The sequence below is a fragment of the Methylocapsa sp. S129 genome (genome assembly GCF_009765995.1).
Taxonomy (GTDB): domain Bacteria; phylum Pseudomonadota; class Alphaproteobacteria; order Rhizobiales; family Beijerinckiaceae; genus Roseiarcus.
Genome location: NZ_LMUI01000048.1, coordinates 352389 through 371744, shown reverse-complemented (window position 1 = coordinate 371744; position 19356 = coordinate 352389). Strand labels below are relative to the sequence as shown.

General features: G+C 64.0%; 17 protein-coding genes and 1 tRNA gene. 6 read left to right on the top strand and 12 right to left on the bottom strand.

The features are described 5' to 3' along the window. Positions 1–138: 138 nt before the first annotated feature. Positions 139–1734: an NAD(P)/FAD-dependent oxidoreductase gene (locus tag GSQ90_RS26925; protein WP_158818024.1), complete on the bottom strand. Its 1596-nt coding sequence runs from the start codon at positions 1732–1734 to the stop codon at positions 139–141. 216 nt (positions 1735–1950) lie between these two features. Here GSQ90_RS26925 and GSQ90_RS26920 point away from each other — a divergent pair, with 216 nt between their 5' ends. After that, positions 1951–2490, top strand: a complete 540-nt coding sequence (locus GSQ90_RS26920; protein ID WP_246731799.1) for a MarR family winged helix-turn-helix transcriptional regulator — start codon at positions 1951–1953, stop codon at positions 2488–2490. Between the two features lie 87 nt (positions 2491–2577). After that, positions 2578–3351 carry a cyclase family protein gene (locus tag GSQ90_RS26915; RefSeq protein WP_158818023.1) on the top strand — a complete coding sequence of 258 codons (774 nt, stop codon included), beginning with the start codon at positions 2578–2580 and terminating at the stop codon, positions 3349–3351. 32 nt (positions 3352–3383) lie between these two features. On the opposite strand, the gene GSQ90_RS26910 is transcribed toward GSQ90_RS26915, so the two are convergent. Further along, positions 3384–5060 (bottom strand): MFS transporter, encoded by a 1677-nt coding sequence (locus GSQ90_RS26910; RefSeq protein WP_158818022.1) that lies wholly within the window; start codon positions 5058–5060, stop codon positions 3384–3386. A gap of 286 nt (positions 5061–5346) precedes the next feature. Between GSQ90_RS26910 and GSQ90_RS26905 the strand changes: the two genes are divergently transcribed. Further along, positions 5347–6036, top strand: a complete 690-nt coding sequence (locus GSQ90_RS26905) for a transglycosylase domain-containing protein (protein WP_158818021.1) — start codon at positions 5347–5349, stop codon at positions 6034–6036. 57 nt (positions 6037–6093) lie between these two features. On the opposite strand, the gene GSQ90_RS26900 is transcribed toward GSQ90_RS26905, so the two are convergent. Beyond that, the gene (locus GSQ90_RS26900; RefSeq protein ID WP_158818020.1) at positions 6094–7350 is read right to left on the bottom strand and encodes an aminopeptidase; all 1257 of its coding nucleotides are present in this window, start codon (positions 7348–7350) and stop codon (positions 6094–6096) included. 202 nt (positions 7351–7552) lie between these two features. On the opposite strand from GSQ90_RS26900, the gene GSQ90_RS26895 reads away from it, so the two are divergent. Beyond that, the gene (locus GSQ90_RS26895; protein WP_158818019.1) at positions 7553–8272 is read left to right on the top strand and encodes a transposase; all 720 of its coding nucleotides are present in this window, start codon (positions 7553–7555) and stop codon (positions 8270–8272) included. Between the two features lie 121 nt (positions 8273–8393). Here the strand turns inward: GSQ90_RS26895 and GSQ90_RS26890 are convergent, their stop codons facing one another. The 4 genes from GSQ90_RS26890 to GSQ90_RS26875 all read right to left on the bottom strand — a co-directional run bounded on the left by GSQ90_RS26890 (position 8394) and on the right by GSQ90_RS26875 (position 11179). Further along, entirely contained in the window at positions 8394–9134 is a 741-nt protein-coding gene (locus GSQ90_RS26890; RefSeq protein WP_158818018.1) for a hypothetical protein, read from the bottom strand. Positions 9135–9230: 96 nt separating this feature from the next. Next, entirely contained in the window at positions 9231–9776 is a 546-nt protein-coding gene (locus tag GSQ90_RS26885; protein ID WP_158818017.1) for a toxin-activating lysine-acyltransferase, read from the bottom strand. 375 nt (positions 9777–10151) lie between these two features. Further along, positions 10152–10871: a hypothetical protein gene (locus GSQ90_RS26880; protein ID WP_158818016.1), complete on the bottom strand. Its 720-nt coding sequence runs from the start codon at positions 10869–10871 to the stop codon at positions 10152–10154. Positions 10872–11094: 223 nt separating this feature from the next. Beyond that, positions 11095–11179: transfer RNA gene (locus tag GSQ90_RS26875), tRNA-Tyr, on the bottom strand. Positions 11180–11563: 384 nt separating this feature from the next. On the opposite strand from GSQ90_RS26875, the gene rlmB reads away from it, so the two are divergent. Continuing rightward, positions 11564–12274 (top strand): 23S rRNA (guanosine(2251)-2'-O)-methyltransferase RlmB, encoded by a 711-nt coding sequence (gene rlmB / locus GSQ90_RS26870; protein WP_371418451.1) that lies wholly within the window; start codon positions 11564–11566, stop codon positions 12272–12274. Between the two features lie 18 nt (positions 12275–12292). Here rlmB and mltG read toward each other — a convergent pair whose 3' ends face one another. The 5 genes from mltG to fabD all read right to left on the bottom strand — a co-directional run bounded on the left by mltG (position 12293) and on the right by fabD (position 17848). Next, on the bottom strand, positions 12293–13843 hold the full coding sequence (mltG, locus tag GSQ90_RS26865; RefSeq protein WP_246731798.1) for an endolytic transglycosylase MltG: 1551 nt from the start codon (positions 13841–13843) through the stop codon (positions 12293–12295). Positions 13844–14152: 309 nt separating this feature from the next. Beyond that, positions 14153–15418: a beta-ketoacyl-ACP synthase II gene (gene fabF, locus GSQ90_RS26860; RefSeq protein WP_158818013.1), complete on the bottom strand. Its 1266-nt coding sequence runs from the start codon at positions 15416–15418 to the stop codon at positions 14153–14155. 149 nt (positions 15419–15567) lie between these two features. Further along, entirely contained in the window at positions 15568–15810 is a 243-nt protein-coding gene (locus GSQ90_RS26855) for an acyl carrier protein (RefSeq protein WP_158818012.1), read from the bottom strand. A 301-nt stretch (positions 15811–16111) separates the two neighbouring features. Further along, positions 16112–16849: a 3-oxoacyl-[acyl-carrier-protein] reductase gene (fabG, locus tag GSQ90_RS26850; RefSeq protein ID WP_158818011.1), complete on the bottom strand. Its 738-nt coding sequence runs from the start codon at positions 16847–16849 to the stop codon at positions 16112–16114. Positions 16850–16885: 36 nt separating this feature from the next. Continuing rightward, positions 16886–17848 carry an ACP S-malonyltransferase gene (gene fabD / locus GSQ90_RS26845; RefSeq protein WP_158818010.1) on the bottom strand — a complete coding sequence of 321 codons (963 nt, stop codon included), beginning with the start codon at positions 17846–17848 and terminating at the stop codon, positions 16886–16888. Between the two features lie 194 nt (positions 17849–18042). Here fabD and GSQ90_RS26840 point away from each other — a divergent pair, with 194 nt between their 5' ends. Further along, positions 18043–19341, top strand: a complete 1299-nt coding sequence (locus GSQ90_RS26840) for a glycosyltransferase family 87 protein (RefSeq protein ID WP_158818009.1) — start codon at positions 18043–18045, stop codon at positions 19339–19341. Positions 19342–19356 lie beyond the last annotated feature (15 nt).

Here is a 19356-nt window from a genome sequence, read left to right as displayed (position 1 = left end):
TTTCGCGCGCGGCGCTGGCCAGAAAGCCGGGCCTGGTCAACCCGCTGCATTAAGGCATCGCGTCAACTGCGTTCAGCAAGTCTTGATCCAAAGAAATTTTGGGTCTTCCATCGGACTCCTCGCGTCGATGCTGGTCCCTCAGCTTCCGCCGGCGCTGGAAGCCGCGTCCCCCGCCAGCATCTTGCCCAGCAGAAACCCCGACCCCGCCCCCACGCCCGCCCCCGGCCAGGTCGAAGCTCCCACCAGATACAACCCCTTGACCGGCGTGCGATAGCGCGACCAGCCGGGGATCGGGCGGAATAGGAAGAACTGATCGAGATGGTGGCTGCCGCTGACATTGTCGCCGCCGATCAGGTTGGGGTTTTCGCGCTCGAGATCCTTGGGCGAGAAGACGGCGCGGGCGAGGATGTGGCTTGAGACTCCCGGCGCATAGCGCTCCAGCAGCGCGATCACGCGGTCGGCGTAGAGCTCCTTGATCCCATCCCAATCGCCCGCCGCGATCGTCCCCGCAGCATCGCCTTTGACCTCGGCCGGCAGCACGCGAACCTGCACCCACAGCACATGCTTGCCTTCCGGCGCGCGGCTCGGATCGATCGTCGTGGGCTGGCCAACGACGAGGACAGGCTCGGCCGGCAGGAGTCCCGCGACGGCTTCCGCATAGGCGCGGTTCATCATCGCGAAATCGGGGGCGAGATGGACATAGGCGAAACGCTTCAACGCTTCGCCGGCCTTCCAGTCGGGCAGAGCGTCGAGGGCCAGATGCACCATCATCGTGCCGGGCGCGGGGCGGAAGGCGCGCATGCGGCGGTCGACTTCCGGCTGGCCGCTCCCCTGCGGCAAGAGCTTGCCGAAGACGAGCGCGGGCCCGACATTGGCGACGATCGCCCTGCTCGCTTTGAAAGAGCGCCCGTCGGCGAGCGTGACGCCTGTCGCGCGGCCATTGGCGACATCGATCCACGCGACTTCGGCGCTAAGCTGCACATCGGCGCCGAGTTCGGCCAGCAGGCCGAGCATCGCCTTGATCATCACATCGGCGCCGCCCTTGCCGATCACCATGCCAAAGTTCTGGTTGGCCATGGATTCGAGATAGGGAAACAAGGCGCCGCCCGCGACATCAGGCGGAAAATCGAGATGCATGCCCCAGGCGGCGATTGTCGCCTTGATTTTGTCGCTCTGAAAATTACGGTCGAGAAATTCGCGTGGGCTCGACACCGCAAGGCGCAGCGTGTCGAGCAGCCAGCCGAAGCCTTTGGCGCGCCACGCCTTGAACAGAACCTTCGCCAGTCCAAACGAGGGCATGACAGAGCCGAGCACGCCGAAAATATGCGGGGCGTCGCTGGCGAAAGCTGTCGCCATTTCGCGCCAGCGCTTGCCGTCTTCGACAGACAATCCGCTTGCGCGCAGAACCGTCGCGTCGAGATCCGCGCTGACGCCGAACCACGACTCATCGGGAAAAGCCGAGGCGAATGTGTCGCTCGCCGGCGCGAAGGCGAGGCCATGGCGGCCAAGCGCCGCGCCATAGGCGGCGACGAAAGGCGAGCCCGCGAACAGGCTGAGATTCATCGCGAAGAGATCATGCCGGAAGCCCGGAAACGTCGCCTCGCGAGTCTGCACCGCGCCGCCGGCGACCGCGTTGCGCTCGAATATTCCAACCTTCCAGCCCTTGGCGGCGAGATGGATCGCGCTCGCCAATCCATTATGCCCCGCCCCGATCACGATCGCGTCGTACGCCATAGCCCCTCCACGCGGGCGCATCGCCCACCTCGCCGTCGGCGATCGTGCTTGGCGACCCGGAAATATGCAAGGCGCAAAAAGATAAGTCGCGGCGTTGTGGACGTCCCTCGCGGGCCAGCCGCCCGATATTTGCATTCTCATAAACTTGCGCTACCGTTGACGCTGAGGGATCGGTGCGACGCGCGGCGCCGGATGTGATATCGGGGGGCGACTTTCGTGACCGAGAATGGGGCGAACGGCGAGACGATCGAGCGAGGCCGGTTCGGCGCTTCCATCCGCGCGCGCGAAGCCAATAGCGTGGGGTCCATTCCCTCGATCGGCGAGATCGGCCTCAACCAATTCGCGACTTATCTGTTGAACCGGGTCATCGCGACCTGGAATAGCGAAATGCAGGAAGCGTTGCGCGGCTATGATCTGACGACGGTCAAAATGCGCACGCTCGCCGTGCTCGCGATCACGCCAGGTCTGACCGTCAACGAGTTGGCGCTGTTCACCGTCACCGAACAATCCACGATGAGCCGGATGCTGGACGCGATGGAGGAGCAAGGGCTCATCCGTCGGCAGGCGCGTGAGGACGATCTGCGGGTGCGCGAAGTGCATCTGACGACGCAGGGGCGCGACGCCTTCTCGCGCTTCTGGCCCACCATGTACGAACGTTTCGTCAAGCTTTTCCAAGGCGTCGGCGAAGACGAATACCAGGCTTTCATCGTCACTTTGCACAAACTCATCCGCAACCAGCAGGCGTCGAACGCCTGACCGCTATCGAGGCGGCTTCCGCCGCCCGGTCCCAAAAACTCCAGGCGGGAAGTTCCGCGTCGGAGCCAAACTGAAGGAGTGAATGTCATGCTGCTCGATCAATTCGCCTCCGCGATCCTGTCGGGATCGATCAAGATCATCGACCTGACGCAGACCCTCATGCCGTCAACGCCGGTGATCCAATTGCCGCCGCCCTTCGCGCCCTCGAACCCGTTCTCGATCTCGGAAATCTCGCATTATGACGAGCGCGGCCCGGGCTGGTACTGGAACAATCTAGGCATGGGCGAGCATACCGGCACGCATTTCGACGCGCCCATCCATTGGGTCACCGGCAAGGATTATTCCGACGGCGGCGTCGACACGATCAATGTCCAGCGCTTCGTCGCGCCAGCCGTCGTCATCGACGTCTCGAAAGAGGCCGCGGCGGACGAAAAGTTCCTGATGGAGCCCTCGCATATCGAAGTCTGGGAGAGCCTGCACGGCCGCATACCGGACGGCGCCTGGGTGCTGATGCGCACCGACTGGTCCAAGCGCACCGACCCCGCTTTGTTTCTCAATATGAAGGAAGACGGCCCTCACGTTCCCGGCCCCAGCGCCGCGACCGTTCATTTCCTGGTCGAGCAGCGCAACGTCACCGGCTGGGGCGTCGAGGCGGTCGGCACCGACGCCGGCCAGGGCTTTGCCTTTGAGCCCGCGTTCCCCGCCCATCACCTGATGCATGGCGCCAATAAATTCGGCCTGGCGAGCCTCACCAATCTCGACAAGCTGCCCCCGACAGGCGCGGTGCTGATCACCGCGCCGCTGAAGATCGAGAAAGGTTCGGGCAGCCCGTTGCGGGTGCTCGCGCTGGTCGCCGGCTGATTGGCGGCAAGCCCGGTCGCGCCGGAAATATCTTAGGCGGATGACGCGTCGGACAGCGCGGCGACCAATTTATTTTTGCGCGCGCCATGAAATCGAGGCTGGGGCTCGCAAGCGACCCAATGCGTCACATGCGGGTCATTGTCGAGGAGCTGACGGATCTGATCCTCGAACAGGCGGTCCGCATGGGTCACCCGCTCATGCTGATGCATGAGTTCGAGCCAGGATTCGATCAGGAACGTCTCGACGAAGCGTCTGGTGTCGACAGCGTCTTCGAAAAGGCGCCAGGCGAACCCGCCATCGCGTTTGCGTTCATGCGCGAGCTCTTCGAGAGCCTCGATGAACACGTCGCGATCCCTGGGGTCAATGCGATATTCCACCGTCACAAGGACCGGGCCTTCATTGTTCTCGACTCGGTGGTTCGCGACAGGTTTGTGCCAATGCATCGCAGGGGTCAGGTCGATTCCGATCGCGGTCTGAAGCTTCCAACGCCACGTCAGAACGATGGCCAGCACGGCGCCGGCGGCGGCCGCGAAATGCGCGATCGGCAGGCCGGCCATGCCGGCGATTTCTCCCCATGCCGCGCTGCCGGCCGTCATCGCGCCGAAAATCGTCGTCAGCAGGATCGCGAGTCCGCGGCCGCGCACCCAATCGGGCAAGGCGACCTGCGCCGACACATAGAGGCTCGTCAGGACCAACGTCCATGATGCGCCGGCGATCAGGCACGCGCAGAGAACCGTCGCGGGATTGTGCGCGAGCCCAAACAGGACGAGCGCGAACGCCGTCGCCAATGTGCCGAACGCGACGAGCCGGTCAGCTCCGAGCCTCGCCCTCAGCCAGCCCAGCACGAATGAGCCGCCGATCGCGCCAGCGCCGATCGCACCCAGCAGAATGCCGTAGAGCTCGGGACCTTGCGTCATCTGGTTGCGCGCCACCAGCGGCAGCAGCGCCCAATAGGCGCTGGCGAAAGGGAAGAAGGCCAAGGTCCGGATCAATGTCGCGCGCAAGTGACGATTGTTGGCGGCATGACGAAGGCCGGTGCGCATCGCGCTGACCAAACGCTCCGCGGGCAGGCTCTGCGCGCTCTTTTGCGGCGCGCGCCACCACAGCAAGGCCGCGATCGCGGCGAGATTGCTGGCCGCGCAGATCCAGAAAGGCGCCGCCATTCCAAATCCGGCGATGACAAAGCCGCCAATGGCCGGCCCCACGGCGCGGGTGATGTTGAAGCCGACGCTATTGGCGGCGATCGCGCCCTCGAGCTCCCGCCTGCTCACCAGAAGCGGCGTGATCGCCATCCAGGCGGGGGCCGCCAGCGCCCCGCCCACGCCGAGGAAAAAAGTCGTCAGCAATAACGAGCTGACGGTGGCGAGGCCTGATGAAACCAGCGTCGCCAACATGACGGTCATGATCGTATTGGCGATCTCCACGACGATGAGAAGCCGTCGCGGGTTGACGATGTCGGCAAGCGCGCCCGCCGGCAAGGTGAACAAGAAGATCGGCAGGCTGACCGCCACCTGAACCAGCGAAACCGCGATCGGATCGGCGTCCAGACTTGTCATCAGCCAGCGGGAGCCCGCGTCATACATAGCGGTGCCGACATTGGCGATAATGCTGCCGATCCAGATCGCGGTGAAAGCCGCATGCGCGAATGCGCCCCATCGGGACGGCGCAAGTTCCGCTGGCGTCGCGGAGGCATTCTGATCGACGCTCAAGCCATGCTCCGATTGAAGGTGGGCGTTATCAGCGCCGTTGGCTCGCGCATAGCAACCTCTTACAGAGGACGCGCGTCCGATCAATGACGGCCGGGCAAGCCTGCCAGGGCCCCTTGCAGGACGGGGGTGGGAACGCAACCCGGGCGAATCCGTCCAGAGTCGCCCTTTCTGTCAACCGGGGAAATGTGGCGAATTTGGCGACTTGCGGGGCCGCAACCGCCGCCAGCCCGACCAGGGCGACGCCGCGCGCTTGCCCGGCGCGCCCGCTTGCGCCAAACACTAAGGCATGGCTTGGCGGCGCTTCTCATTCGGCATGCTGGCGCGCGGCGTCGCCCTGGTCGGGCTGGCGCTGTTATGCGTTTTCGTAGGGCTTGTCGTTCTCTACGCCGTCGCGCCGCCCGTCTCGACGCTCATGCTCGGGCGCAAGATCGAAGGCAAGAGCTACGAACGCGTCTACGTGCGGCTGGAGGACATCGCACCAGTGGTCGTCGCCACGGTGATCGCGTCGGAGGACGGCAGGTTCTGCCAGAACGACGGCGTCGACTGGGGCGCCCTGCACGAAGTCTTGCGCGGCGCCGGCAAGGATGGCCCCACACGCGGCGCGTCGACGATCACCATGCAGACCGCCAAGAATCTTTTTCTGTGGCCGGGCCGTTCAGCCATTCGCAAGGGCATCGAAATCAGCATGGCGCTCGTCCTTGGCAAGGTTTGGTCGAAGGCGCACACCATCGAGGTCTACCTCAACATCGCCGAATGGGGCGACGGGCTCTACGGCATTGAGGCCGCCGCGCAACACGCCTTTCACAAAAAAGCGAGCCAACTCGATGCGAATGAGGCGGCGCTGCTCGCCACCTCGCTGCCGAACCCGATCAAGCGCAACGCCGCGCATCCGCAGGCCTTTCAGCGTCGTCTCGCCGCCAACCTCGTTGCGCGCGCCCGCGACAACGCCGAATTGCTGGATTGCCTGCCGCGATAGAGCGCGCGGCGCCTGAGGTGAAATGAAACGCGCCACCGCGCCGCGGATGAGGCTTCCTTACGCCCACTCGCCTTTGCGGAACACCGGCGCGCGACTGCCGTCGGCGCGAACGCCATCGATGTCGATCTTGTCCGAGCCGATCATCCAGTCGATGTGGATGAGGCTCTTGTTGCCGCCCTGCGCCGCGATCTGCTCGGGCGTCAATTTCGCGCCGTCGACGAAGCATTTCGAATAGCATTGGCCGAGCGCGATATGGCAGGCGGCGTTCTCGTCGAACAGCGTGTTGAAGAACAGCAGCCCGCTTTTCGAGATCGGCGAGGAATGCGGCACCAGCGCCACTTCGCCAAGACGGCGCGCCCCTTCGTCCGTGTCCAGCACCTTGTTCAGCACCGCTTCGCCGCGCGTGGCGGACGCCTCGACAATGCGCCCCTCTTCGAATCGCACCGCAATGCCGTCGATCAGCGTGCCCTGGTAGGAAAGCGGCTTGGTGCTGGCGACATGGCCATCCACCCGCCGGGCGTGCGGCGTGGTGAAGACTTCTTCAGTCGGGATATTCGGGTTGCAAGTAATTCCGTTCTTGGCGGTCGAGGCGCCGCCCTGCCATTCGTGGCCGTCGGCGAGCCCGATCGTCAGGTCCGTGCCTGGCCCGGAATAATGCAGCGCACGGAATCTCTGACCGTTCAGCCATTCGGTCCGGCCGCGCAGCTTGGCGTTATGCGCCGCCCATGCCGCGACAGGATCGTCGATGTCGACGCGCGAGGCGGCGAAAATCGCATCGGCGAGCTTTGTCGCCGCGACATCTTCCTCTTCGCCGGGAAATACCTGTTTGGCCCAAGAGACGCTGGGATAGGCGATGATGTTCCAGTTGATGTCGAAGCCGGCGATCTTTTCGAGAGCCGGCTGATAGGCGATGGAATTGGCCTTGTTGGCGCGCGCGACTTTGGCCGCGTCCTCGCCCGAAAGCAGCATCGGATTGTCGCCAACGATGGCGAGGCGCGCGGTATTATCCGCAAAGGCCTTGGCGACGCCGTCATAGAGCCAGCCTGGGGCGCGGTCGAAGCTTTCTTCCCCTGCGAACCGATAGCGCGCCAGCGTCACCTCCTCGTCCGAGAGGATGGGCGTAACGAGGCCCGCGCCAGCCCTGTAGGCATGTTCCGCGATCCGCCGCACCAGCGGCAGCGCCACGACTGGCGCGGTGAGGAACAGATCCTGTCCGGCCTTAAGCCGCAGCCCGACTTTGACGGCCACCTCGGCGAGCCTGTCGAGTTTCACCGGATCAATCGCCATGGGGATATTGTGCTGAGAAGGGGTCATGAGAACTCGGTCTGAAGGAGTTTCGATCATCGATATATATCGCGTGATCGCGATTATAATGAGGAACGTCCAGATTGGTCACCTGCGCGGCTTCGCCGCATGCGATGGCGGCACGGTTTTGCCTGAACGATTTCGGCAAGCCAGACGGATTACGGTGACACGCCCGTATTTACCTATTGCCTCACCGGTGCTAGCTTTTGTCATGACCCGCATCGCCCGCATCGTCGTTCCCGGTCTGCCGCATCATGTCACTCAGCGTGGCAATCGGCGTGAGAAGATATTCTTCGAGGCCGACGATTATGCGCTCTATCGGGACTGGCTGGCCGAGTCGTGCCGCCGTTTTGGCGTCTCATGCTGCGCCTATTGCCTCATGCCCAATCACGCGCATCTGATCCTGACGCCGCAAGACGCTTCCGGTCTTGCGCTCGCGCTTTCGCGCGCGCACCGGCTCTACGCCGGCTATGTCAATGCGCGGGCGCGCCAGACCGGGCACTTGTTCCAGGGGCGCTTCGGTTCGCTGGCGATGGACGAAGACCATCTGATGGCCGCCGCGCGTTATGTCGCGCTGAACCCTGTGCGGGCGCGGCTGGCGGCGCGTGCGCAGGACTGGCCCCATTCGAGCGTGCGCGCGCATCTTCAAGGCCGCAACGACAGCCTCGTCGAAGTGGGGCCCTTGCTCGCGCGCGCGCCGCGCTTTGCCGATCTTCTCGATGGAGAAGCCGACGACGATTCCTTCATCCCGCTGCGCCGGGGCGAACTGATCGGGCGCCCTCTTGGCGCTCCCGCCTTTCTGGACGCCATCAGCCGCCAGCTTGGGCGCAGCGTGACGCCAGGCAAACGTGGGCCAAAGCCGAAGGGGCACGTTGTCGCCAAGCCGGGGAAAACACGAGCCAATAAGGGGTTGACGGGCGTGTCACCGTAACTCCGATGACAACAATACATTATTAATAGTTTGGTTAGTATTACTTGAGTCTCTATTGTACACGTCCATTGACATAATAGCGAGCATCAACACATTGTTTGAGTTCGCGGTATCTAGCACTTCATTCTCCCTTGAACCCATCAAGCGTCAAATTCACAAGTGGATGCCTCTCTTCAGCACCCATATTCACCGTAAATCCAGCCGTTTTCGCGTCGGCTAGCCATTTTGGCCAAATGGACGGGATTGGCGAAATAGGGTCTTTCGTCAATTCCAGCCTTGCACGAACAAGGCGGACTCCTTGGCCGTAAGCGTCGGTGATGTCGCTAGGGTCAATTTCCTCGATCGAATTCTGGTCATTGACGTCGCGAAAGCGCACGAACATCGGCAACTTCTCGACAGGAACCTCGATAGAGTCAGTCCTCTGTAAGAGCTGCCGAACGAAATCTGCCATTCTAGAAGGCAGCCCATCTGACGGGAATCCGTGAGCCTCCAGCGGCAAGTCTGTTAGAGATGTCGAAGCGATCCGGCGCAGTCTTGCTCGACCGTCCGGCATGGAGACGGAAGCCAACGACCGCATGTTAACCACGAATATAAGCCCGCGCTCACCAAGGTCGATGGTGATTGCGTTACCATGAAAGAAACCGCGAAAAGCGCGACCTCCTCCTGTATGAGCAAAAATGTCAGGTCCGGTTGGGTATTCAATCTCCACGACCCCGGAACTCGTCTTCATGTTTCCGTCGACCTCGACATCAAACGAAAGCTGGTAACGGACATAAAAAGTAGGATAGACAATGGAAATTGTGGCATAGCCGCTAACGGTAATTAACGCGCAAATAACGACGAATTTGGCAAAGCGCTTCATCCCGCGTTCACTGTCGTCTAAAGCGATCATCGCAAAACATGGGGGGCAAGCCGCAAGCGATCCTAACCGCCCGCGACGAATTCGGTCGGCATTGAGTCATGTCATCGTGCTCCCGGCTTCCGTACCAAGCTTCAGCATTTCGGTTAGCGTCCCAACCCTCGCCGCCCCGCCCGTGTCCCGGACGGCCAATCTCAGTGCCCTCTCCTTGAACGCCCCCTCGCTGAGCCATCGCAACGCCACTTTGACACCCGCCGGGCTCCCTGCCGCATCGATCAGCCAGCCAATCGCCCCGCTCGTCCATTCGTCGGGTCGCAAGCGCTGCCCGCGCCCCACTTGGCTTTCTAGCCGCTGATCCACCTCTTCCGACACAAACGCCCAGGTGACGACGGCAACGGGTGCGCGAAAGCCGCGTTCTTTATCCGCCGCCTCCGCCACATAAAACTGCCCAGCCGCCGCCGGCAGCACCATCCATTCGATATCGGCGAGCGAATAATGCTTATGCCCAGGCGAGCGCGACAGCACGACGACGATATCGCCGATGCTCGCCGCAAACAGCTTGGACGCGGCGGCGCCGACCAGTGCCGGGTCAAGCGATTTCAGAAATTGCGGGGTCGAGCCCGACGCCTTGCGCTTCCCCTGCACTCACGAAGCGCCGCGCCTTGGTTCTGCTCGAAACGCGCTTAATGGAGCCCCCGCCCTGGATAGTTGCAAACACATCGCCACCGAATCGTGCGCGCTTGAGCCCCAACTCGACGCCCAGTTTGCCGATTCACTATTCCCGACTATAGGCGCCTTACCCGCATATTCGAAACAATCGATTTGAACATGCGCTGTTCAATCTTGTGCATCATTTGACAACCGCCGGACGGCCAATCGCCGTTTTCGGCCATGCGCCCACAGCGAGAGGCCACGAAACTAAACCGACCTGCAAAGCCCTGATATCCCACGATTCGCGGGACTAAACTCGATGAGCTAGATCCGCCGCCGCCCCGCTCCCGGCGCAGCGCTTCGGCCGCCTCAGCCCAGCGGTTCGAACAGTCCGCGCCGCGCCGCCTCGTGTTCCGCCTCGCGCGCAGCCAGCGCCGCCCGGTCCTTGGCCAAGAGCGCGATCCGCTCGGCCGGCATCGCATCGTCCAGCGCATAGCCGCAGCTCATTTCGAATATCGTGCGGAACATCTGGCCGTTGATGCGTTGCAAGAGCGCCGACCCGCCGAGCGCTGGCTTGCGCTGCGCTTCGATCAGCCAGGGCTTGCCGTCGGCGTCAACGAGAACGTCGAGCCCGAACAATTTGGGCGGGAATGCGCGGCGCGGCGCGGCCTTGGCCTGGCGCTTGAAAAGGCCGTCGGCCGCCACCATCGCCAAAAAGCCCTTGGCCAATGCGCGCAGTTCGCTCCAGACATGGTCCACGTCGCGCCCATCCGCTTTCATCCGCTTGAGAAATGCGCGCAGGCTCCACACATTGCCGGAATTCTCCTGGGCGGGATCATTGCTCACTTCGAGCCTGGGATGCCCGCGATGCAGCGCCGTATTGGTGACATGGCCATGGACATTGGCGAGGCCTGGCTCGCTATGCTCGAGCGCCGGCGCGGCTTCGAGACTACGCAGATAGGAATTGGCGAGGAGCACCCGGGCCTCGGCCGATTTCGGCAGGCGCGCTACAAGATCGCTCAGCAGCGGGCGCGCCGATTTCTGATCGTGTTCGATGAGGTCGCGCAGATCGCCGCTGAGCGCAGACATGCGCTCAATCCTTCTGTGGCTGGAGCAAGGACGCACGCCTGCAGGCCGGTGGCTGGAACGCCAGGGTTTTGGTAGATTTCGCGCATAGCTGAATAGGCTGGCGCGCGCGCCCGATCCATAGCCGCCCGTCAGGCCGCGGATCGACCAGGAAGGCCTCGGAGCGGCCCAATTTTCTGGAGACTCTGAACGAGGAAAGGCCATTCCACATTAATATGAAGCGGGATGGTGGGGGAGGTAGGACTCGAACCTACGAAGGCTAAGCCAGCGGATTTACAGTCCGCCCCCTTTGCCACTCGGGACACTCCCCCTGATCCATCGGCGTCGCGCCGCGGACGAAAAGGCCCCGGCGAGCCGGGGCCAAGTCGAGGTGGCCTTATCTTGCGCCGCGCCCCGCCCTGTCAACCTAAAAAGCATTCTCGCCGCTTCCCACGTCGCCGCGGCGGCGGCGGTTGCGCGGCAAGGCGGCGCATGCGAACAGACAGCCTGTCGCCCGCCAAACAGGAGAGGCGCTTTTGACGCGCAAGAAAAATCGCCGGGCGGGGGAACGCGTTTCCCCGGGGCCCGCGCGTCCGGCCCGCGATTCCTCGCCCCGAGGCGCGGCCAAAGACGGAGCGCCTCGGCGCCCGGCGCAAGAGGAGCGCGCGCCCAGACGCGAGACCGACCCAGGCCGGCGCGCGCCGCGCCCGAGCGATGTGGCGCAGATCTATGGCTTTCACAGCGTCAGCGCGGCCTTGCGCGCCCCGCGCCGCAAGCTCATCCGGCTCTATGCGACGCAAGCGGCCGCCGAGCGCCTGAGCGCCGATATCGCGGCGCGCGGTCTTGAAACCCTCATCCTCAGCAATGAGGAGATTGCGCTGCGCGCGCCGCGCGAGGCGGTTCATCAGGGCGTGCTTTTGGAGGCGCGCCCGCTGGAGCCGATCGATCTGTCAGACTTGCCGGCGCATGGCCTCGTCGTCGTGCTCGATCAGGTCACCGATCCGCATAATGTCGGGGCGATCCTGCGCAGCGCCGCCGCCTTCGCGGTTGACGCGCTGGTCACCACCGAGCGCCATTCGCCCGAATTCACCGGCGCCTTGACGAAATCGGCCTCGGGCGGCCTCGAACATGTGCCGATCTGCAGCGTGACCAATCTGGCGCGCGCTTTGAGCGAAATGGGCGAGATGGGCTATCTGCGCGTCGGCCTCGATTCGGAGGGGCCGCAGACGCTGGAGGCCGCGATCCTGTCGCGGCCCATGGCGCTGGTGCTCGGCGCGGAGGGCAAGGGATTGCGCCGCCTGACGCGCGAGCATTGCGATATTCTGGCGCGCCTCGACATGCCCGGCGCCATCAAGAGCCTCAATGTCTCCAACGCCTGCGCGGTGGCGTTGGCGATCTCGACGATGAGGCTTGCCGCCGCCGACTGACGACGCAGCCAGCGCGCATCATTTGATGACGGGGACGACCTTCGGAAAATTCAGATCGTAGGTCGTATTGAGCAAGGGATCGAGGGGCGTGCCTTCGGAAGCGTCGAAGGCGCGCGGTCGTGCGCCTGGATGGGCGGACGGCGCCGGCGCGGCGGCCGCATCCGCGCTGGCCATCATCTTGGCGCCGCTGTCCGACAGAGCGCCTGGGGCGGCGCCATAACGCGCCTCGCGGCTTTGCTGATCGGCGAGCGCCGCCGCCGACATGGGATAGCTCTGGATCGGCCCCGTCGTCGCGGCGCCGTCGTCAGCGGCGGCGGTCGTCGCATCGACGGCGGATTGATCGTTCACGCCTTGTACGACAGCGCCGATATCGGCAAGGCTCCTGGTGCTGGCGCCAGCCGATAGCGGACCGCTGGGGCCGAGCAGGGCCTCGCGCGTCTGGCGATCGGCGCCGACCCTGGCGAGGCGCTTGGCTATATCGCCCGCCGGCGGCTTTGTCGCCGCGACGGGCGCCAATCCGCCAAACGCCTTTGGATCGACCGGATCGAGCGCGCCATGAACCTTGGCGGGCGGCGCGGCGGGGGCCGGCGGCGCAGCGTCCGGGGCGAGCCGGTCCTTGGCGTCTTTCTCGATCTGGCGCCAGCGGGCCACATTTTTCTGGTGCTGATCAAGCGTATCGGCGAAAGCGTGTCCGCCCGTGCCGTCGGCGACGAAAAAGAGATCCGACGTGTGCGAGGGATTGGCGACGGCCTCCATCGCGGCTTTGCCGGGATTGGCGATCGGACCAGGCGGCAGGCCCTCGATAATATAGGTGTTGTAGGGCGTCGCCTGCTGGAGTTCGCTCTTGGATATGGGGTGTCCCAGCGTCCCCTTGCCGCCCACCAGGCCATAGACGATCGTCGGATCGGATTCGAGCTTCATCCGCTTTTGCAGCCGGTTGATGAAGACGCCCGCGACATGGGGGCGCTCGTCCGCCTTGCCCGTCTCCTTCTCGACAATCGAGGCGAGCGTCACCAGTTCGCCCGGCGATTTGATCGGCAGATCGGGCGCACGCTTCTTCCAGATTTCATCGACCAACTTGGCTTGATCGTTTTCCATTTTCGCGAGAACGCTGGCGCGCGTGACGCCTCGCTGGAACTCGTAGGTCTCGGGAAGAATCGAGCCCTCGCGCGGAATTTCCTTGATGTCGCCGACAAACACATCGTTGTCGCGCAGCCGCTGCACCACCTGCTCGCTGGTCAGGCCCTCCGGGACCGTCACTTTATGAAGAAGCACCTTGCCCGAGATCAGCGCCTCCTCGGCCTCGCGCAAACTCACATGCTCCTTGAACAGATATTCTCCTCGCTTGAGTTTCCCGCGACTGCCGTCGAGCAGCAACGTGAGATTGAACCATAGAGGGCTGTCGATGACGCCGGCGCGCTCCAATTGGTCCGGAATGGAGCCACCGTCGTCGTCGCGCGTGATCACGACGACCTTGTCGGCGGCCAGCGGGCCTGGCTTGCGCGCCTGAATCATCGCGAAGCCAAATCCGCCCATGGCGAGGACCGCGACGATCAGAATGAAGGACAAAAGGCCGCTCAGCCGCGAAAGGCCTTCCCGGCGCTTTTTGCGCACCGGAGGCGGGGGTGGCGGGGGAGCCGCTTGCGGCTGCAGAGATTCCGAAGGCGAGCGCAGCTTCGGCCGCCGGCCAAAAAGACTGACGCGCGGTTGCTCGGGAACTGATCCGCCCTGATTCGGCCCATCATTCATTGACGCCCGCCTCCGCGCAGGCAAACGGCGCTCCGCCGCAGCAAGTCAGACATCAGCAGCGTCGAGGCAAAATAGGGCGCCTCGATTCTTTCCTCAAGGACTTGTCGCTCCTCAGGCGCTGGCCTTCGCTCAGGCACTTGGCGCGCGCCGGAAGATGAGCGACGCATTGGTGCCGCCAAAGCCGAAAGAATTCGACAGCGCGATGTCGATCTTGCGCGGCTTGGCGACATGCGGCGCGAGATCAATCGCCGTCTCGACGGAGGGATGATCGAGGTTGAGGGTCGGCGGCGCGATTTGATCGCGCATCGCCAGGATCGAGAAAATAGCCTCGACGGCGCCGGCGGCGCCCAGCAAATGACCGATCGACGATTTTGTCGACGACATCGTCAAAGCGCCCGCCGCATTGCCCATCAGCCGTTCGACCGCATGCAATTCTATCTCGTCGCCGAGCTGCGTCGAAGTGCCGTGCGCATTGACATAGTCAATGTCGGACGGCGACAGATCGGCGCGTTTGAGGGCCGCGCTCATCGCCCTGTAGGCGCCGTCGCCGTCGGGCGATGGCGATGTGATATGATAGGCATCGCCCGAAAGTCCGTAGCCGACGAGTTCGGCATAAATGTGGGCGCCGCGCGCCTTTGCATGCTCCAGTTCCTCAAGGACGACGCAACCGGCCCCCTCGCCCATGACAAAGCCGTCGCGATCCCGGTCATAGGGGCGCGAGGCCTTTTCGGGCTGGTCGTTAAAATTGGTGGAAAGCGCACGGCAGGCGGCGAACCCGGCCATCGCCAGCCGATTGACCGCCGATTCGGCGCCGCCCGCGACCATCACATTCGCATCCCCCAGCGCAATGAGCCGCGCCGCGTCGCCAATGGCGTGCGCGCCTGTCGAACAGGCGGTGACGACCGCGTGGTTGGGGCCTTTCAGCTTATGCGTGATCGACACATAGCCGCCCGCCAGATTGATCAACCGGCCGGGGATGAAGAAAGGCGAAATCCGGCGCGGCCCTTTTTCGCGAAGCGTAACCGAAGCCTCGTAAATGCCGCCAAGGCCGCCTATGCCGGAGCCGATAAGAACGCCCGATTCGATTTCTTCCTCATAGGTCGCCGGCGCCCATTTGGCGTCGCGCAACGCCTGCGTGGCCGCGCACATCGCAAAGACGATGAAATCGTCGACCTTGCGCTGTTCCTTGGGGTCCATCCATTCGTCAGGCCTGAACGCGTCTGGCGCGTCGCCGCGCGGAGCCTGGGCCGCGATCTGGCAGGCAATGTCCGAAACGTCGAAACCCTCGACTTTCGCCACGCCCGATTGGCCGGCGACCAGCCGCCGCCACGTCGCCTCGACGCCGCAAGCGAGCGGCGTAACCATGCCAAGCCCGGTGACCACCACACGCTTCATCAATGACCTCGCCATTCCCGCCAAAGCGCGCCTTGGCGCGACAAGGGCCGGACTAACGCCGGCCCCGCCATTCCCGCCGCATCGCTTGAGTTCACGACCCGTTCGGGCGCCCGCGAACTTCCGTCATGCGGGGATCGATCGATCCGAAGTCATTTGGCGGCGGAAGCCTTTTCGAGAAATTTCACCGCATCGCCGACCGTCACGATCGTCTCGGCCTGATCGTCGGGGATTTCGACGCCGAACTCCTCCTCAAAAGCCATGACAAGCTCAACCGTGTCGAGCGAATCGGCGCCAAGGTCGTCAATGAAATTGGCGTTATCGACCACCTTGTCGGCCTCAACGCCGAGATGTTCGACAACGATCTTCTTTACGCGCTCAGCGACATCGCTCATTTTATCCGTCCTCACACTGGCGGCGCCCGGAGGCCCGCCTTTGATTGACCCCAAACCAGACCTAAAATCGACGCATGCATCTCCTAGACGGAGCGATGCGCGCCTGATCCGGCCCGCCCCCAATGGCGAGCAACCCCGGTCATGCCAAGCCGCTTCCCGGCCAAGGCCGCGCGGTATGTCTGAAGCATGGCCGACAGCCGCCGCATCCTGGCGACCTTAAGGGTCGATAGCATATCTTTCCTGGCAAGGCGAGAGGCCGCGCAGGACCGGGAAAAAACGGCGTTGTCATCACGCAACTCATTTAAATCATTGCCATTCCACCGTTAACGTGCAGCGTTTGCCCGGTGATGTAGCCGCCCTCCGCGCTCGCCAGATAGACCGCCGCCGCGCCAATATCAGCCCCGACGCCCAGCCGCCCCATCGGCACGGCGCGGAGGATGTTCTCACGCTGCTTCTCGTTCAGCGCGTCTGTCATCGGGCTCGCGATGAAACCGGGCGCAATGCAATTGACGGTGATGTTTCGGCTGGCGACTTCCGCGGCCAAAGCTTTGGACATGCCGATCAGGCCCGCCTTGGCGGCCGCGTAATTGCCCTGGCCCGGATTGCCGGTCACGCCGACGATCGACGTGATGGCGATGATGCGCCCGTACCGGCGGCGCATCATGCCCTTGAGGCAGGCGCGGGACAGCCGAAACGCCGCCGTCAGATTGACGGCGATCACCTGCTCCCATTCCTCATCCTTCATGCGCATGAACAGATTGTCGCGCGTCACGCCGGCATTGTTGACGAGAATGTCGAGGCCGCCCATCGCCGCTTCGGCGGCCGGAACAAGCGCTTCGACCGAGGACGCGTCCGACAGGTCGCAAGGCAATACAAAGGCGCGAGCGCCGAGCTCGGCCGCCAGAGCCTCGAGGGCTTCACGGCGCGTGCCCGACAGGCCGACGCTCGCGCCTTGTTTATGCAGCGCCCGCGCGATCGCCCCGCCGAGGCCGCCCGAGGCGCCGGTGACGAGCGCGAACTTGCCTGTCAAATCAAACAATGACGAATTCCTTCTCTCTGGAGCGCGGCCGCGCCATCAGGGGACGCGGGCCGTTTTGAACGCTTCGACATCAGCCGGCGCGCCAATGCTGACGCTCGTCGCGCCCTCGGCGATGCGCCGGATCAGACCGCTCAAGACTTTGCCGGAGCCAATTTCAATAAAATGGGCGACGCCGTGATCGGCAATATAAAGCACGCTCTCACGCCAGCGGACGGCGCCGGTCACTTGCGCGACGAGGCTGGCGCGGATGGCGGCGGGATCTTGAAGCGCGGTCGCCGATACATTGGCGACCAGCGGCGCCTTGGGCGCCTTGATCTCAATTCCCTCCAGCGCCGCCGCCATCGCATCGGCGGCCGGCTGCATCAGAGCGCAATGGAACGGCGCCGAAACCGGCAGCGGCAGCGCTCGCTTGGCGCCGCCGGCCTTGGCGAGCTCCATCGCCCGCTCAACCGCCGCCTTGGTTCCCGAGATGACCACCTGGCCGCCGCCATTGTCGTTGGCGGCCTGGCAGATGGCGCCCTGCGCGCGGAGATCGCTGGCGGCCTGCGCCGCGATCGCCGACACTTGCGCAAAGTCGAGGCCGATGATCGCCGCCATCGCGCCGACGCCAACCGGCACGGCGCGCTGCATCGCGTCGCCGCGGATGCGCAGCAGACGCGCGGCGTCGTCGATGGTCAGCGCGCCGGCGGCGGCCAGAGCCGAATATTCGCCGAGCGAATGACCGGCGACGAAGCGGGCGTCGCGCGCAATATCGAGCCCGGCTTCGGCCTCAAGAACGCGGGTCGCGGCAAGACTGACCGCCATCAGCGCCGGTTGCGCATTGGCGGTCAGGGTGAGTTCCGCCTCGGGGCCCTCGAACATCAATGCGGAGAGATTCTGCCCAAGCGCGCTATCGACCTCGGCGAACACTTGCCTGGCCGCGCTGAAAGCCTCGGCGAGCGCCTTGCCCATGCCGACCGTCTGCGACCCCTGCCCCGGAAATACGAAAGCCGTTTGCATCGTCCCTCCCTTTGTGGTCGGCGCACAGACAATGCTTGGCGCACGCTGTCAAGATAGAGGCGGCAGGCGCAGCCCGCTTCGCCGAAAGACTCGACACGATCGAGGCGAGCGTCGATTTATTCCGTGTTAACGCCGACGGAGGTAGTTCTTGCCACTGTTGCTCGTGTTCGCATGCGCATCGCTGAGCGGGTCGGATGAGCGCGATTTTCGGCAAAACAGTCAGTGCGCTGCGCGACGCGGATTGGCTGTCGCGCGAGCGAGCAGTCGCCTATTGCCGGATATTGTTCTTGGTCACCCTCGGCGCGGCCTTACTGTGGATCGCGCTTTCGCATGACGGAATCGACTTGTCGGGTAAGCCGCTTGGGACCGATTTCGTCAGCTTCTGGACCGCATCGCAGATCGCTCTTGGCGGACATCCCGCCGAGGTTTACGACATCGCGGTCCATCAGAACGCGCAGAATGCGCTATTTGGGCGGGATATCGGCTATGCCGCCTTCTTCTATCCGCCGACCTTTCTGCTCATCTGCCTGCCGTTGGCGACGCTTCCCTATCTGTGGTCGCTCTTCCTGTGGCTCGCACTCACGGGCTTTGCCTGCTATCGCGTTTTGCGCGCATGGCTCGGGACGCGGTTTGGCGCGCTGCCGATCCTCGCCTTCCCGGCCATGCTCAGCAATCTCGGCCATGGCCAGAACGCCTATCTGAGCGCCGCCCTGTTCGGCGGCGGCGCGCTGATGTTGAATACAAGGCCGATCGCCGCGGGTCTGTGCCTGGGCGCCCTCGCCTATAAGCCGCATCTGGCGATCATCGTCCCAGTCGCGCTTCTGGCCGCGCGGCGCTGGCGCACCTTGCTCGCTGCGGCCGCGTCGGCGATCGGCTTTTGCCTCGCCTCGCTCTTCGTCTTCGGGGCGGATACATGGCGGGCGTTTTTGGACGCGTCGCCTAAAGCCAGGATCGCGCTGGAACAGAACATGGTCGGCGACGAGAAGATGCAGAGCGTCTTCGCCGGCGTGCGCCTGCTGCATGGCGGATTGACGCTGGCCTATGGCCTGCAAATCGTCGCGGCGCTTGGCGTTTGCGCCGCGCTTGTCCATCTCCAGCGCCGCTCGTTCCGCTCGGGCGCCGAAGGACCGGCCATGGTCGCCGCGGCCTTGCTGGCCAGCCCCTTTCTACTCGATTACGATTTGGTCCTGCTCGCCATCCCTCTCGCCTGGATTGCTCGCGACACCTCGCGTACCGGCTTTCTCCCTTTCGAGAAAACCATTCTCGCGGTCGCTTTCATCTTGCCCGCCGTTTCAAGATCGATCGCGGCCTATGCCGGGCTTCCACTGGCGCCGCTCACGATCGCCGCTGTCCTTATTCTCATTCTCAGGCGCGCCGGCGAACCTGCGCCGGCGATCGCGCCGCGAAGATCGGCGAACGAGGACGCCGCGGTCCAACAGCGCGCGGGAGCGCGCAACGCACAAGTCGCGTTCTCGCTGTCGGCGAAACAGTGATAGGCGTAGTTTAGC

What these genes read in the sequence shown, in the direction of transcription:
- GSQ90_RS26905 (WP_158818021.1), top strand. Translation starts at nt 5,347, where the DNA reads ATGGCTTGGCGGCGCTTCTCATTCGGCATGCTGGCGCGCGGCGTCGCC.
- GSQ90_RS26880 (WP_158818016.1), bottom strand. Translation starts at nt 10,871, where the DNA reads ATGTCTGCGCTCAGCGGCGATCTGCGCGACCTCATCGAACACGATCAG.
- GSQ90_RS26925 (WP_158818024.1), bottom strand. Translation starts at nt 1,734, where the DNA reads ATGGCGTACGACGCGATCGTGATCGGGGCGGGGCATAATGGATTGGCG.
- GSQ90_RS26895 (WP_158818019.1), top strand. Translation starts at nt 7,553, where the DNA reads ATGACCCGCATCGCCCGCATCGTCGTTCCCGGTCTGCCGCATCATGTC.
- fabF (WP_158818013.1), bottom strand. Translation starts at nt 15,418, where the DNA reads ATGAAGCGTGTGGTGGTCACCGGGCTTGGCATGGTTACGCCGCTCGCT.
- fabD (WP_158818010.1), bottom strand. Translation starts at nt 17,848, where the DNA reads ATGCAAACGGCTTTCGTATTTCCGGGGCAGGGGTCGCAGACGGTCGGC.
- GSQ90_RS26890 (WP_158818018.1), bottom strand. Translation starts at nt 9,134, where the DNA reads ATGAAGCGCTTTGCCAAATTCGTCGTTATTTGCGCGTTAATTACCGTT.
- GSQ90_RS26855 (WP_158818012.1), bottom strand. Translation starts at nt 15,810, where the DNA reads ATGAGCGATGTCGCTGAGCGCGTAAAGAAGATCGTTGTCGAACATCTC.
- GSQ90_RS26840 (WP_158818009.1), top strand. Translation starts at nt 18,043, where the DNA reads ATGAGCGCGATTTTCGGCAAAACAGTCAGTGCGCTGCGCGACGCGGAT.
- GSQ90_RS26915 (WP_158818023.1), top strand. Translation starts at nt 2,578, where the DNA reads ATGCTGCTCGATCAATTCGCCTCCGCGATCCTGTCGGGATCGATCAAG.
- GSQ90_RS26900 (WP_158818020.1), bottom strand. Translation starts at nt 7,350, where the DNA reads ATGACCCCTTCTCAGCACAATATCCCCATGGCGATTGATCCGGTGAAA.